12 protein-coding genes are annotated in these 15,962 nt (G+C 37.8%); 4 read left to right on the forward strand and 8 right to left on the reverse strand.

Features of this window, described 5'->3' with window-relative positions; all coding sequences use genetic code 11:
- Window positions 1-77 precede the first annotated feature (77 nt).
- The 4 genes from nirD to nirB (MVE64_RS12730) all read right to left on the reverse strand — a co-directional run bounded on the left by nirD (window position 78) and on the right by nirB (MVE64_RS12730) (window position 7,550).
- Window positions 78-401 carry a nitrite reductase small subunit NirD gene (gene nirD / locus MVE64_RS12715; RefSeq protein WP_247346818.1) on the reverse strand — a complete coding sequence of 108 codons (324 nt, stop codon included), beginning with the start codon at window positions 399-401 and terminating at the stop codon, window positions 78-80.
- A 39-nt stretch (window positions 402-440) separates the two neighbouring features.
- Entirely contained in the window at window positions 441-2,849 is a 2,409-nt protein-coding gene (nirB, locus tag MVE64_RS12720; RefSeq protein WP_247346820.1) for a nitrite reductase large subunit NirB, read from the reverse strand.
- A 186-nt stretch (window positions 2,850-3,035) separates the two neighbouring features.
- Entirely contained in the window at window positions 3,036-5,168 is a 2,133-nt protein-coding gene (nasC, locus tag MVE64_RS12725; RefSeq protein WP_247346822.1) for an assimilatory nitrate reductase catalytic subunit NasC, read from the reverse strand.
- A gap of 39 nt (window positions 5,169-5,207) precedes the next feature.
- Complete coding sequence (nirB, locus tag MVE64_RS12730) at window positions 5,208-7,550, reverse strand: nitrite reductase large subunit NirB (RefSeq protein WP_247346824.1); 2,343 nt, start codon at window positions 7,548-7,550, stop codon at window positions 5,208-5,210.
- A 284-nt stretch (window positions 7,551-7,834) separates the two neighbouring features.
- Between nirB (MVE64_RS12730) and MVE64_RS12735 the strand changes: the two genes are divergently transcribed.
- Complete coding sequence (locus MVE64_RS12735) at window positions 7,835-9,040, forward strand: NarK family nitrate/nitrite MFS transporter (RefSeq protein WP_247346825.1); 1,206 nt, start codon at window positions 7,835-7,837, stop codon at window positions 9,038-9,040.
- Between the two features lie 76 nt (window positions 9,041-9,116).
- Here the strand turns inward: MVE64_RS12735 and ystJ are convergent, their stop codons facing one another.
- On the reverse strand, window positions 9,117-10,364 hold the full coding sequence (gene ystJ, locus MVE64_RS12740; protein ID WP_247346826.1) for an NADP-dependent malic enzyme: 1,248 nt from the start codon (window positions 10,362-10,364) through the stop codon (window positions 9,117-9,119).
- 366 nt (window positions 10,365-10,730) lie between these two features.
- On the opposite strand from ystJ, the gene MVE64_RS12745 reads away from it, so the two are divergent.
- Window positions 10,731-11,093: a MarR family winged helix-turn-helix transcriptional regulator gene (locus MVE64_RS12745; RefSeq protein WP_379052599.1), complete on the forward strand. Its 363-nt coding sequence runs from the start codon at window positions 10,731-10,733 to the stop codon at window positions 11,091-11,093.
- Window positions 11,094-11,109: 16 nt separating this feature from the next.
- Window positions 11,110-12,321 carry an MFS transporter gene (locus MVE64_RS12750; protein WP_247346828.1) on the forward strand — a complete coding sequence of 404 codons (1,212 nt, stop codon included), beginning with the start codon at window positions 11,110-11,112 and terminating at the stop codon, window positions 12,319-12,321.
- A 108-nt stretch (window positions 12,322-12,429) separates the two neighbouring features.
- Here the strand turns inward: MVE64_RS12750 and MVE64_RS12755 are convergent, their stop codons facing one another.
- On the reverse strand, window positions 12,430-13,413 hold the full coding sequence (locus MVE64_RS12755) for an aldo/keto reductase (RefSeq protein WP_247346829.1): 984 nt from the start codon (window positions 13,411-13,413) through the stop codon (window positions 12,430-12,432).
- Between the two features lie 178 nt (window positions 13,414-13,591).
- Here MVE64_RS12755 and MVE64_RS12760 point away from each other — a divergent pair, with 178 nt between their 5' ends.
- Complete coding sequence (locus tag MVE64_RS12760) at window positions 13,592-14,050, forward strand: DinB family protein (protein WP_247346830.1); 459 nt, start codon at window positions 13,592-13,594, stop codon at window positions 14,048-14,050.
- Between the two features lie 41 nt (window positions 14,051-14,091).
- Here the strand turns inward: MVE64_RS12760 and MVE64_RS12765 are convergent, their stop codons facing one another.
- Window positions 14,092-14,910, reverse strand: a complete 819-nt coding sequence (locus MVE64_RS12765) for a uroporphyrinogen-III synthase (RefSeq protein ID WP_247346831.1) — start codon at window positions 14,908-14,910, stop codon at window positions 14,092-14,094.
- A gap of 115 nt (window positions 14,911-15,025) precedes the next feature.
- On the reverse strand, window positions 15,026-15,925 hold the full coding sequence (gene purU, locus MVE64_RS12770; protein WP_247346832.1) for a formyltetrahydrofolate deformylase: 900 nt from the start codon (window positions 15,923-15,925) through the stop codon (window positions 15,026-15,028).
- Window positions 15,926-15,962 lie beyond the last annotated feature (37 nt).

Consider the following 15,962-nt stretch of genomic DNA (forward strand, 5'->3'; position numbering starts at 1 on the left):
CTTGTTTCACGAAACTCCATTGTTAATTTATCCAACTACTATACTTTAGATTTTCACAATAAGCTAGAGCGTCTTTATTAAACTAACAGAAAAACCTCTCCATCAACAATGATTGTTTCATAAGTTTTCACACAACCAAAATCTGGTTCTTGTACAACACCATCTTCAAGACAAATTTTCCAATCATGCATTGGACAAAATACGTGTTCTCCACTGACAATTCCTTCACTTAACACGCCGCCTTTGTGTGGGCATTTATTTTCTATAGCCTTTATTTTTCCATTTGATAGCTTAAAAACAGCAACCTCTTTATCTTCCTCCAATTTGACCGTTTTACCAACTCGCTCTGGTAGTTCCAGAAACGCTCCTACATACACCTTCGTTTTGGTTAGTTCTTTCATGTCCAAGCCCTCCATGACAAAATATTCTGTATTTTCACCTTATAAAGAGACTGTTTCAAATAACTCTTTCTTTGTTTTCTGGTCTTCAATAATTTCTTTCCAAGGATCTTTATAAACAGATAAAGTTTCATCCATGTGAGCATTTAATTCAGCACGTTTATTTTTATCATCTAAAACAGATTGGACATGTTCTAAGCCAACACGTTCGATCCAAGCAGAAGTACGTTCTAAATAGTTTGCAGTTTCACGGTAATATTGTAGATAAGCACCTGTAATCTCCATTGCTTCATCATCTGTTTTTACTTTATAAAGTAAATCTCCACCACGTACATGGGTACCACCATTACCACCAACATAAATTTCCCAGCCGCCGTCAATTCCGATAAAGCCGATATCTTTAAAGCCTGACTCTGCACAGCTTCTTGGGCAAGCAGACACAGCCATTTTTACTTTATGAGGAGTTTGCAAGCCTTCAAACTTCTTTTCTAAACGAATGCCTAAGCTCATAGAGTCTTGTGTGCCAAAGCGGCAGAATGTTTCTCCAACACATGTCTTTACAGTACGTAGTGATTTTCCGTAAGCATAACCTGAATTCATATCAAGATCTTGCCATACTTTTGGTAGATCATCCTTTTTCACTCCAAATAAGTCAATACGTTGGCCACCTGTTACTTTTACTAATGGAATCTCATATTTTTCAACAACATCGGCAATCCGACGTAATTCACTTGCATTTGTGACACCTCCGTACATTCTAGGAACAACAGAGTAAGTGCCGTCTTTTTGAATATTTGCATGCATCCGTTCATTAACAAAGCGTGATTCTCTTTCATCCGCATAGCCGGTCGGGTTAACCATTGCTAAATAGTAGTTAAGAGCCGGGCGGCATTTTGAACAGCCTTCAGATTCCCATTCAAGGACATTCATTACTTCTTTAATATGTGTTAAGCCTTTTGCCTTAATTTCTTCTACTACTTCATCTCTTGATAATGTTGTACAACCACAGATTGCTTCTTTTTGGGCAGCTGCATCAAAGTCAGAGCCAAGTGTATATTGTAAAACATCCGCAACCAATGGTTTACATCCTCCACATGAACGAGATGCACTCGTACAGCCTTTAATCGCATCAACGGATGTACAACCTTTTTCCTTGATTGCTTGAACAATCGCACCCTTTGAAACTCCATTACAACCACAAATGATTTCATCATCCGGCATAGAAGCAACTAAGCTTTCTCCAGCTTCTTCACCAATTGGTTGTAAAATGCTGATTTTTTCCGTGTCGGAAATGTCCGCTCCTTTTTTAATCATCGAGAACAGGCGACTGCCTTCTTTACTATCTCCAAATAAAACAGCACCAACGATTTTATTGCCTCTTAATACGATTTTTTTGTAGATTCCATCTTGTTCATCAAATACTTTTAGTGACTTTTTATCATCACCTTCCATAAAGTCGCCAGCCGAGAACACTTCCACTCCGGAAACCTTTAGCTGTGTTGATAGGACAGATCCTTTATATCCATCTGTTTGTTCACCACAAATATGTTTTGCCAGCACTTTTCCTTGTTCATATAGAGGGGCGACAAGACCGTATGGAATTCCATTATGTTCAGCACATTCACCAACGGCGTATACGTTAGGAAGATTGGTTTGTAAAAAGTCATTTACAACGATTCCTCGATTGACTTCAAGTCCACTTTCACCAGCGAGGGCAATATTTGGTTTAATGCCAACAGCCATAACAACTAAATCTGCTTCTAATTCACTTCCATCTTTAAACCTTAAGCCTTCTACTCGTTCATCTCCGTAGATTTCAGCTGTTGATGCTTCTAGTAAAAATTTCATTCCTTGCTTTTCTAATTCTTGCTGAAGCATCTTACCGGCTGTATGATCTAGTTGGCGCTCCATTAATGTTGGAGAAATATGAATGACAGTTACATCCATTCCAAGATTTAATAAACCACGAGCTGCTTCTAAACCTAATAATCCTCCACCGATAACGGCTGCTTTTTTGTATTTTTCAGATGCTTCAAGCATAATGTCTGTATCTTTAATATCACGGAAGGCGGTCACACCTTCTTTGTCCGCTCCAGGTAGAGGTAGAATAAACGGAACAGAGCCTGTTGCTATAATTAGTTCGTCGTATGGGACAACTTTTTCTTTATCTGAGTAGACGACTTTCATCTCTGAGTCAATTTTTGTTACAGTTTCACCTGTATAAAGAGTGATATTGTTTTCTTCATACCATTCCAAGTCATTTAGCGTGATATCTTTTACTTCTGTATCTCCTTGTAAAACCTTTGATAATAGAATTCTATTATAGTTTGGGTGTGGTTCTGTTCCAAAAATCGTGATGTCAAATGAATCTTGGGATAATTTTAGAATTTCCTCGATTGCTCTTACTCCGGCCATTCCATTTCCTATTAGTACAAGCTTCTTTTTGTTCACTCGATTTTCCTCCCCTTGGAAAGTTTCCTCAACTATATCACGGCAAAATGATATATTTAACATACATGTTAGGTTTTCTAACGTGGTTTTGTCATTATTGGATTTTGATAGCCTTATTACACAGAGGTTTAATTATATAGTTAAAAAAAGAAATCGACTGCAATCAGTCGATTTCCCATTTATCTATTAAACTGGCTTAATATTAACTGCACTAACTTTGAACCCAGGCATTTTACAGGTTGGATCAAGGTCTTCGCCGACTAGCATGTTGACGTTTTGGTCTTCTGCCCAGTGAAAAGGGACAAATACGGTGTCTGGACGGATGGTATCAGAGATTTTACTTCTGACTTTAATAGTCCCCCTTCTAGATGTGACGGAAACAAGGGTGTTTTGTTCAATATTGTATTTCTTCGCTGTTTCAGGATGGATTTCCAAGTATGATTCAAAGTTTCTTGCTGCGAGTGCAGCACTTTTCCTCGTTTGGACTCCTGTTAAATAGTGTGACATGATGCGACCAGTTGTTAAATAGAGCGGATATTCCTCACTAGGCTTTTCTTTTGGTAATTCAGAAGTATTAGACACAGGAACCATTCTTGCTTTACCATCCTCATGTGCAAATGTTTCCTCAAATAGTCTGTCGGTTCCGCTGTGACCTAAATCCGGACATGGCCAGAGGATGCCTTGTTCTTTCCGGATTCTATCATACGTAATCCCGTAATAGTCTGCTGCTCCTCCTCGGCTTGCTTCTCTTAATTCATTAAAGATATCCTCTGCTTTTTGAAACGGAAAATATTTCTCTTTTCCTAGCACCTTTGCAATCTCGCAGATAATTTCCCAATCATTCTTTGCCTCTCCTGGACATGGACGACTTGCTTCTCTTAACGTTACACGTCCTTCAAGGTTTGTCATCGTGCCCTCGTCTTCTAGATAGGATGAGGCTGGGAGTATTAAATCCGCAAGTTGGGCAGTTTCTGATATAAACATATCAACAGCTACTAAAAACTTTAACTTCTTTAGTGCTGCTTTAACAAAGTTGGCGTTTGGGTTAGACACAACAGGGTTTGAACAAACGAGCAGCATGCCTGTTATGTCACCATCATTGATTTTTTGGAACATTTCATATGCTGATACTCCCTTGCCAGGCAGCTCATCCTTATCGATTCCCCATACTTTGGCTACGTGTTCTCTGTGCTCTTCATTTTCAATTAAACGATACCCAGGAAGCTGATCTGCTTTTTGTCCATGTTCACGGGCACCCTGTCCATTTCCCTGCCCCGTAATCGCTCCATAACCGGAGTATGCTTTTCCGATTTTTCCTGTTGCAAGTAAAAAATTCAGTATATTGCGGACCGCTGCTGTGCCATCGATTTGCTGTTCAACTCCTCTAGCTGTAAAAAGCATCCCAGAATCTTCTTCAGCAAATTTAATTGCCGCTGTTTTCATTTGATCGACCGGAACTCCTGTCATCTCAGTAATTTCGTCTAGAGATAACGAGTTCACATAGCTTCGCACTTCCTCAAAACCTGTAGCTCGTTCTTTGACAAATGCTTCATCCACCAAGCCTTCATCAATAATAACCTTTAATAATCCATTAGCTAGTGCTGCATCCATTCCCGGTTTGACCTTAAGATGCAAATCCGCAAGTTGTGTTGTTGGTGTTTCTCTTGGATCAATCGCAATAATATAAGCTCCATTTTCTTTTGCTTTTTCAAAATAAGGCATAATCGTTGGCTGACATTCAGCAATATTTGTTCCTGCTAACATAATCACTCGAGTGAATGGTATCTCTTTTAATGAGTTGGTAAGACCGCGATCTAATCCAAATGTTTGATTTGCTGCAGTAGCTGCTGCTGACATACAAAGTCGTCCATTGTAATCAATATATGGCGTTTTTAGTGCTACTCTTGCAAATTTCCCTAGAAGGTATGCTTCTTCATTTGTGATCGATGCACTGCCATAAATCGATAAAGCCTCATGTCCATCCACTGCTTGGATTTCCTCAAACTGCTTTTTGATATGCTGAAGAGCTTCGTCCCATGTAATTCGAACAAATTCTCCCTCCACTTTCAGTAACGGATGCAAAATTCGATCTTGATGGAACGGGTGCTGGTGGGCATTCATTCCTTTAATACATAATCTTCCTTGTGATGTTGGGTTATCTTTCCCTATTGTTTTATACGTTTTTCTTGAGACGATCGACTGCTCAATCAACTGCATTTTACATTGCATACTGCAAAATGGACATTGAGTATCATACACTTTTTCTGTTTGGACCTCTTGTTGCTTTGTCCTGAAATACTTTAATAATAAATCGGTCAAGGCACATCCATCCTTTTTTCAATTAATCTTTACATCTAGTTATATTTTTTCAACAGTTGGCATCATCTCTACTTCAAGTCTTTCTACCAACTGATTACAAAGAGTTTCTTCAAATAACACTTCTCTTATATGAATGATTCCAACACGATTTCTCCATTCGCTTATTTTTTCTAAATAATTGGCTGTTTCCCGATAATACTGAACAAATCCACAGATTAATCTTTTTGCCTCATCATGATCACTTGCTATGCTAAATAGCTCTCCTTGCTGTAAATCTGGGGAATAACTTCCTCCAACATACATTTCCCAGCCTCTTTCCACTCCAACTACATGAATATCATTTGTCCTCATTTCTAAGTCATTATGCTTGCATGGAGACACGCTTAACTTAATTTCATGCGGCGTTAAGATCAATTCCAATTCCTTTTCTAGTAGAATTGATAGTTGTAATGATGCTTCTGTATGACATTGACAATTTTTTTCACTGTAGTAGGTGTTCACATGATGGATTGTATGAATGTTCACCGGACGTAAACGTATTCCTAAGTCTTTACATACAGCTCCGATATCTTCTTGCATAATTCCTTTTAATTGGAATCGTTGTTCAGTTGTTAGACCAACGTCTGTTAGTTGATATTTCTCCATAACAGCAGCAATGTTTCGTAATTGCTCAGCTGATACTTTTCCTCCAAACGTTTGTGGGATAATGGAATAAGTTCCATCACTCATGTGCTGAGCTTTTAAGTTATCATTCATATAGAAGAATTGATTTTTTCCTGCATGATCTGGGTAAATCATAGCTAAATAATATTGAATAGCTGATACACAGTCCGCACATCCTTCTAAAGAAAGCCAGTTTAGCTGGGTAAAAACATCTTGTAATGAAGAAAGATTTTTTTGTTGAATTTGTAAAACTACTTCATCTTCTGTAAGTGTGGTACAAGCACATAATGACTCTCTCTCAAACAATTCGTCACATTCGTCACTTTGAATATAATCAAGCAAATCTGACAAAAGTAGTTTACAGCCACCGCAGGAACTTGATGCTTTTGTACATTGCTTTACTTCCTGAACAGTTGTTAATTCATTCTGCTGAACAGCTTCAATAATTGTCCCTTTTGTCACACCATTACAGTTACAGATCATTTCACTTTGTTTCATTGATTTGAAACTAGAAGAATCTTTATCTGCTGATTGCAGGAGCTGCCTCTTCTCTTCATCACTAACATGCTTTCTTTTGACAATAAAATCGAGGAGCTTTGACTGATTCTTTGTTTCCCCATATAAAACAGCTCCAGCGATAATGTCGCCGCGAAAGATGATTTTTTTATAAACAGAATGTATTTCATTTAACATAGTTAAGGATTTAGTTGAGGAATCTTCCGTAAAATCCCCTACAGAAAAAAGCTCCACCCCAGGCACCTTTAAGCTTGTTGATAAAACAGATCCCTCATATCCTTGAGGATTTAACTGACAAAGATGTTTTGCTAAAACTTGCCCCTGTTCATAAAGCGGTTTTACTAAACCATAGACAATCCCCTTATGCTCAACACATTCACCAACTGCGTAAATATCACTAACACTTGTTTCCATAAAATCATTCACAACAATTCCCCGGTTTGTTCTTATCCCACTTTTCTTCGCTAAAACGGTATTAGGGATAATACCTACAGACATCACAACTAAATCAGCATCTACAGAAGTACCATCGGTAAATGTTATTGCGTTCACTCGTTTATCTCCTCTTATTTGTTCGGTCACTTTTCCTAAAAGAAACTCAATTCCTTGTCGCTCTAGCTGATGCTGAAGCATTTCTGAAGAGACCGAATCAAGCTGACGCTGCATGAGGTACTCTGTATTGTGAACAACCTTTACATTAAGACCTAGATTTACCAAGCCTCTTGCCGCCTCTAGACCTAATACTCCTCCACCAATTACGACTGCATTTTTATATTGTTTTGCGGTCTCTAGAATATTTTTACAGTCCTCAATCGTACGAAATGTCACGACTCCCTCTTTTTCAACCCCTGGTATCGGAAGTACAAAAGGTGACGATCCGGTGGCTACTATTAATTTGTCATAAGATAAGGCATGATTTTTATCCGTAACAACTACCTTTTTTTCCGTATTAATTTCTGTTGCTGTTTCCCCGGAAAACAGGGTGATATCATTTTCTTCATACCATTTAGCATCATTAATCGTGATATCCTGAAACCTTGCTTCTCCTTGTAGAACTGAAGATAATAAAATCCGATTATAATTATGGTGGGGTTCACTGCCAATAATGGAGATGTTATATAGCTCTGGGTTATGCTTTAAAATTTCTTCAACACAGCGAACTCCTGCCATTCCGTTACCGATTACCACCAATTTCCGCCTCATGTTCACCCTCCAGCATTTATTCTCTGATTTTTAACATAAAATCATTATTTCATATATTAGTTAAAATCTAACTATTTACGTTAGATATCCTCACATAAATTCTATGTTTCTACTATATGAATTTTTGGTGTTATAAAGAAATATCTTAAATAAATATTTTCATGTCACATTTGTTTACAAGTATCTTTCCTACTTCTTTTTTGCCAAATATAATAACACCATGCAATAAGTCAGAAAATTTTAATAAGTACAAAAAACCAAGGAAATTTGAAAGGAGATTTAACATGAAACTATCGGATTTAAAAACTAGTGGTCACCCGAAAACACTCTTTTCCTCGTTTCTGTATTTTGATGTTAGCTTTATGATTTGGGTTATGCTTGGGGCACTTGGGGTGTTTATTACACAAGATTTTGGTCTTTCTCCATCACAAAAAGGATTGATTGTGGCAATTCCAATTCTTGCAGGTTCATTTTTCCGAATTGTTTTAGGAATTTTAACAGATCGGTTTGGTCCAAAGAAGACTGCTACTTTAGGAATGTCAATTACAGCTATTCCATTGCTGTGGGGTTTACTTGCCGGAAATACAATGCCAGAACTATTTATGATTGGGATATTGTTGGGGGTAGCAGGTGCCAGCTTTGCCGTTGCCTTACCAATGGCAAGTAGATGGTACCCTCCACATCTGCAAGGGTTGGCAATGGGAATTGCAGGTGCCGGTAACAGTGGTACATTATTCGCTACTTTATTTGGTCCTCGTTTGGCAGAACAGTTCGGTTGGCATGTGACGATGGGGTTTGCACTCATTCCGCTTTTCATTACTTTCATCATTTTTATGATCTTAGCGAAGGATGCTCCTTCACAACCAGCTCCTCAGCCTTTAGCTAATTACTTTAAAGTATTTGCTCATAAAGACACATGGTTTTTCTGCATTTTGTACAGCGTCACATTCGGTGGGTTTGTAGGATTATCTAGTTTTCTCAGTATGTTTTTCGTTGATGAATACAAATTAACATCGATTCAAGCAGGTGACTTTGTTACTTTATGTGTTGCCGCAGGTAGCTTCTTCCGTCCTGTTGGTGGATTTATTTCAGATAAAATCGGTGGAGTAAAGGTGTTATCCTTCCTTTTCATTGGTGTTGCTGTTTGCATGCTTGGTGTTAGCCAATTACCTCCTTTATTTGCAATCACAGCCTTACTTTTTGTAGGAATGATGTGCTTAGGAATGGGAAATGGCGCTGTATTTCAACTAGTTCCGCAACGCTTTCAAAAAGAAATTGGAATGATCACAGGAATTGTTGGTGCTGCTGGAGGAATTGGAGGCTTCTTTCTACCTAATATTTTAGGAACATTGAAGGAATTAACAGGATCTTATGCTTCTGGGTTTATTACTTTCTCAATTATTGCCTTAGTTGCTTTCTCGGTTTTATTATTTGCAAGCTACTCTTGGAAAAAGACATGGAATGTGAAAGGTAGTGCTGTAAAGATATAAAATGCAGCTTCCTATTTTGGGCTGACTATAGCGCAATAAAGGCTGTTAAGATGATTTCTTAACAGCCTACATTTTTTTATGATAAAACAGCTTGTTTTTCTTCTACTAATGTTAACAAGCGATTTTTTAATTCATCTGTATTTATTTGTTTACGAGCCACACCTGAATCCATTGCTGCCTTTGCAACAGCTGATGCAACGTATGCAACTACTCTTCGGTCAAATGGATCCGGTATTACGTAATCACTCGATAAATCTTGTTCTGAAATTAACTCAGCAATTGCATAAACAGCTGCAAGCTTCATTTCTTCATTAATTTCTTTTGCTTGAACATCTAGTGCACCACGGAAGATTCCAGGGAAGGCAAGGACATTATTCACTTGGTTAGGAAAATCAGATCGTCCTGTTCCTACAACAAGTGCTCCTGCTTCTTTCGCTTCATTCGGCATAATCTCCGGTACAGGGTTCGCCATTGCAAAAATAATTGGATCTTGATTCATTGATGCAACCATTTCCTTTGTAACAGCTCCTGCAACAGATACACCAACAAATACATCTGCTCCTTCAAGAGCATCGGCTAAGTTCCCTTGCTTTTGGTCTTTATTTGTCATAGCTGCCAATTCTTCTTTAAATGAATTCATTCCTACAGAACGACCTTCATAAATAATCCCCTTTGTATCACATAAAACAACATCCTTCACACCCATATGAAGAAGCAGCTTTACAATCGCAACACCTGCAGCACCCGCACCATTTACAACCACTGAGATGTTTTCTATTTTTTTATCTGCTAGCTTTAGAGCATTAATAAGTCCAGCAGCAGTCACAATTGCCGTACCATGTTGATCATCATGGAAGATTGGAATATCGCATGCTTTCTTTAATCTTTCTTCAATCTCAAAGCAATGTGGAGCTGCAATATCCTCTAAATTCACTCCACCAAAGGTTGGTTCTAATAGCTTAACTGTTTCTACAATCTTATCTGAATCTGTTGTGTCTAAACAAATTGGAAAAGCATCCACATCAGCAAATGATTTAAATAATAATGCTTTTCCTTCCATAACAGGCATTGCTGCTTTTGGTCCAATATTACCAAGGCCAAGTACAGCCGTACCATTAGAAACAACCGCAACTAAATTACCCTTCATTGTATACTCATATGCCTTGCTTTCGTCTTCATGAATGTCCAAGCATGGCTCTGCAACACCTGGAGAATAAGCTAAGCTTAGATCTTTAGCATTTCGAACAGGAACCTTAGAGTGCACTCCTAGCTTACCTTTATTATCCTTATGCATCTTTATTGCTTCTTCACGTAAAGTTGACATTATATGCTCTCCTTTTTTAACCTTGTAAGTTTTTCTTAAATATAGGAAGCGTTTGCATTTTAAAACAGGAAATTCTTAAGTTTAAATCCTTGTATGCTCATATTTTAGTTAGCTTGAGAGGAGATTGATAGATTATGAAACTATTGGTGTAATTATGTAATTAAAAAAAGCAGATAGTTGTAAACGCATACCTGAAATCCTGTCACTTTACAAAATTTATTTTTCTGTTATCTTGGTATAAGCGGATATTTACCTAGGTAAATATCTATTATGATTTTTAATACTTACTTAGGTAAATAACGAGGTGGAAAAGAAGTGGATAACACAAATAAACTATTTCATTTGTTGTATCAAAAAACAAGACATATGACAAAAGAGATTAATGAATACTTACAAAAACATGACCTCTACAGCTCACAATGGTCTATTCTTTATTGCCTAAAAACAAACGGTCCTATGACCCAAAGTGATATATGGCGTTATTTAAACGTAGAAGCACCTACAGTAACAAGAACACTCGTTAAGCTCGAAGAAGGCGGCTGGATAAGTCGTACTTCTGGAAATGACAAACGTGAACGACTTGTTTCTCTTACAGAAAAAGCGCTTGAATCATTTCCTGCAGTTGAAGAAGATGTAAAAAGGTTTGAAAGAGAAATGACCTTAAGGCTTACAGATCGGGAGCAGGATCAGTTATTTACCTTATTAGCGAAACTCGGAAAAACAGAATAAAGTAAGGAGGAAGCCTATGAATTCTCAAGAAAAACAGCCGATTTGGACACAAGGCTTTATTAGTATCTTTTTAAGTAATTTTTTTATATTTGTTGCATTTTATGGTCTGCTTACATCTTTGCCAATCTATGTGGTTGATGAACTCGGACGCTCAAGCGTTGACGCCGGTTTAATTATTACAATATTTATGTTGTCTGCGATTATTGTGCGGCCTTTTTCAGGGAAGCTGATTCAGGATTTCGGGAAGAAAAAAACATTGATGATCAGTATGATTTTATTTACCATTTTTTCTTTTATGTATCTATTGGTTGAGAATTATGCCCTTTTATTAGTATTACGATTTGTTCATGGCATCTGGTTCAGCATTGCTTCTACAGCTACTGGTGCGATTGCTGCAGATATTGTACCTCTAAAAAGACGTGGTGAAGGACTTGGATATTTCGCCATGTCAATGAACCTAGCCGTTGTTTGTGGTCCGTTCATTTCACTTACTCTATTACAATATGTATCTTTTTCAATTCTTTTTCTTGTTCTAGCTTCATTAATAACATTCGGTGTACTGTTTACAGCTTTTAGTAAAATGAAGGAAGTTAAGAAGACAACTGCTCAAGCTGAGAAGAAACGCCTGCAATTCAGCGATTTAATTGATCAAAAGGCCCTTCCAATTGCATTTGTAGGGAGCTTAGTTGCATTTACGTATTCAAGTGTTCTTTCATTTATTTCGATGTATGCCAAAGACTTAAATTTAATAGAAGCAGCAAGTTACTTTTTCCTTGTGTTTGCCGTAGCTATGATTATTGCACGACCATTCAGTGGTCGTTTGTATGATTCAAAGGGGCCAAATGTTGTGATATACCCTGCTTTGGCTTTATTTATGATCGGTTTATTGTTTTTAAGTATTGCGCACAGCGCCTTTATGCTGCTTTTTGCCGGAGCATTTATTGGCTTAGGTTACGGAACTGTTGTGCCTTGCCTCCAAACACTGGCTATTCAAGCAACAGATCATCATCGCAGCAGTCATGCAACAGCAACATTTTTCACTCTTTTTGATACCGGAATTGCGACCGGTTCATTCGTTTTAGGAATCGTGGTTGCTCAATTAGGCTATGAAACATTGTATCTTTTAGCTGGCTTGTTTTTAATACTCGTTATTTTCATGTATAAGTTGGTTCAAAGTAGAAAGAAAGCCACTTCACCTGCGCTAGAGTGGCAGGAATCGAGCTTATAATGGTCGTTTAAGCTGTTTACTTCTTGAGGTAATCAGCTTTTTCGATATTCTGGTAAAAGCATATAAAAAGGCTGAAGCACCACATCATTGCTCCAGCCTTCAACTTTATTAATAAACCCCACGAACATTCGGATGAATGCTATCTTGATAAAACTCAGTAAGCTTCTTCAGCTCAGCCTCACTAAATGAAGGCACTTCTGTTGCTTGTAAATTATCTTCAACTTGCTTCACTGTTTTAAAACCAGGGATAACGGTTGTGATTTCTTCATGATCAAGAATCCAGCGAAGTGCTGCTCTTGCCATATTGCCACGGCCTTCTGAAATCCATTCCAGCTGTTGACTTAGCTCAACACCCTTAGAGAATTCTACACCGGCAAACGTTTCACCAACATTGAAGTGTTCGCCGTCTTTATTGAAATTGCGGTGATCATCTTCTTCAAATTTAGCTCCATTTGTGAATTTACCCGTTAATAAGCCACTTGCTAAAGGTACACGAGCTAATAAGCCTACACCTTTTTCCTTTGCCTGTGGAAGCAACTCAGGGATGGCTTTTTGACGGAAAATATTAAAAATAACTTGTAGTGCCTTCACATTTGCTTGATCTAAACAAAATAATCCTTCTTCTACTGTTTCAACACTCACACCGTAATGACGGATTTTCCCTTGTTGTTGAAGCTTATCTAAAACTTCAAAAACCTGTCCACTTTTTAAGATTTCAAAAGGGGCACAATGAATTTGATAAAGATCAATTGTGTCACGTTGAAGACGCTTTAAACTTGCCTCACAGTATTCAGTAACAGCTTTTTCCGAATATGTTTCAGGGTCAAAAATATCACCTGCACGGCAAAACTTTGTGGCAATATGTATTTTATCTTCTTTTCCTTTTGTTGCTTTTGCAAGTAATTCCTCACTATGTCCATCACCATATACATCAGCTGTGTCGAAGAAGTTAACACCTTCATCCATTGCACGCTCTAGACCTCTTAATGCTTCCTGATCATCTGATTTACCCCATGATCCACCAATAGCCCATGTTCCAAAGCTTAATTCACTAATTTTTAGATCTGTATCTCCTAGCTGACGATATTTCATTCTTTCCACCATCCTATGCGTTGTCGTTTAGTTAAAATTTTTCACAATTTTTATTATAGTATAGATAAAGCGCTAACAAAAGGAATATGGCTTGCAATCTAATTACTCCTCATTTCACCTAGGATCCTTTATAATAAACAACGGAATGACGATTTTAACAGAAAGAGGAGCGAGTCAAATGACACAAAAAAGTGCATTAATCACCGGCTGGATGAGTCACCGTAAAGTCCTGCTTGAAATCGTGGGAAAATTAGAGGATCAACATGTTTCTTACAAACCATGGGAAGGGGCTATGTCACTTTCCGAACTTGTTTTACATATGACAAGTGCAATGGGTATGTTTGCACAAACTGTGAAGAACGGCACCTTCACACCACCGGCTGCACAACCAGAGGTGAACACGATTAACGAATTAAAAGAAACTATACAAAAGGAAACTGAGGAAACAAAGTCTCAGTTAGAGTCTCTTACAGATGATCAACTTGCCCAAATCGTTGAGTTTGCTGGAATGCAAATGCCTGGAATTGCTTTGCTTGAAAGTGGAAAAGATCATGAAATTCACCACAAAGGCCAATTGTTCACATATGCTCGATTAGTAGGGGTAGAGGAGCTACCATTCTTTATCAATCGCTCATAATCCAGGGCGCAAAAAGAGCGAATCAAACGATTCGCTCTTTCTTACTTATTCTCTTCTTCTTGCTTATAATAGTTTACAAGTGCAATGATTGCACTTCCCATTCTTTCTTCCTCAGGAACAACCATTCTCGTAATGCCAACCTCACGCAATGCTTGTGCGGTTACTTTTCCAACAGATACTGCCATAACATTCGTAGAGAATGCATGTAAAACTTCCTTTTCCACACCTTTTTCCTTTGCATAAGCCATTAAAAATCTCGCTTGAGGAGTGCTTGTAAAGTTAACAGCATCTATTTTTCCATCAAGTATTTCACTTACAAGCTGCTCCATCACTTCAGGCTTTGGCGGGATATGCTGATAAGGTAAAATTTCTCGATAGTCTGCACCTTGCTCCTTTAGAAATTCAATTAATATCGGTGCCGGATCACCATGTAGCTGTAGAGCAACACTTAAACCTGAAAATGAATGTGCTCTTAACTCTCTCACTAATCCAGCTGTACTTCCATCATCATCCCTTACATCTGGTTGTATTCCAAGCTTTTTAAGAACATTCACCGTCTTATAGCCTCTTGCCGCAATTTTAGCACTATTCAGCGCCTCAATAAATCGGTCACCTAACCCCATGTTTACCGCGGTTTGGTAAAGCTTATCCGTTCCAATTCCAGTTGTAAAAATCAACCAGTTAAAATTCCCATCTATTAAGGCCTTTATTTCTTTTTCAACATTTGTATCATCTAAAAAAACTGTTCCCTGTGCCGGTCTAATTAGTGCAGCGCCACCAAGGTTTTCTACTAGCTTACTAAGCTCCTCTGATTTACGCTGACCTGCAAGAGCAATTGTTTTGCCAGTTAATCGTTTCATCGTATCCCTCCGCTAAAAAGATAAGTTGCTATTATTGTATCATCAGCAGTTGAATGCACAACAAAAAAAAGTGACTCAGGGAAGATATTTTCCCTTGAGCCACTTCTAGAATTTATTAAAACACAATTGTTTTGTTTTCATGCACAAGAATACGGTCTTCAAGATGCCATTTTACTGCTCTTGCTAACACACTTCTTTCAACGTTACGACCGATTTTTTTCAAGCTGTCCACATTATCACGATGATCAACACGGCTAATATCTTGTTCAATAATTGGACCTTCATCAAGGTCATTTGTTACATAATGTGACGTTGCTCCGATTAACTTCACACCACGTCCGTATGCTCTTTCATATGGTCTTGCACCAACGAAAGCTGGTAAGAAGGAATGGTGGATGTTAATAATTTTGTTCGGATTTGCTGATACAAACTTCGGCGTTAAAATTTGCATATAACGCGCCAAAATAATTAAGTCAATATCGTGTTCTTTTAAAAGCTTAAGCTGTTGATCTTCTACTTGCTCACGAATATCTTTGTTTGCAGGGATGTAGTAGAACGGGATATTAAGTGATTCAACGACTTCTCTTGCTTCTTCATGGTTACTAACGACAAGCGAGATATCTGCCATTAAGTCGCCGCTTTGCCATTCCCAGAGGAGTTCAAGTAAGCAGTGCAATTCTTTTGAGACGAAAATCGCCACTTTTTTCAAATTGTATACATGTGTGAAGTTCCAGTCCATTGAAAATTGTTCTGCAATTTGATTGAACTCTACCTCCATCCTTTGTGCTTTATCTTTTAAATTTGGACATTCAAATTCAATGCGAATAAAGAAAGTTCCGCCCTCTGGATTTGTAGAGTACTGACTTGACTCAATAATATTAGCATTGTGTTCAAATAAAAATTTTGAAATAGCTGAAACAATACCAGGCTGGTCCGGACAGCTAACTAATAAACGACCACGATTTTGGTTTTTTTCCTGAAAATGTTCAATTTGATTTTTTATAAATGCATTCATTGTATATACCTCTCTATTAGTGATTAAAACATTATAC

It is taken from the genome of Metabacillus endolithicus (assembly GCF_023078335.1).
In the GTDB taxonomy this organism is placed as follows: domain Bacteria; phylum Bacillota; class Bacilli; order Bacillales; family Bacillaceae; genus Metabacillus; species Metabacillus endolithicus.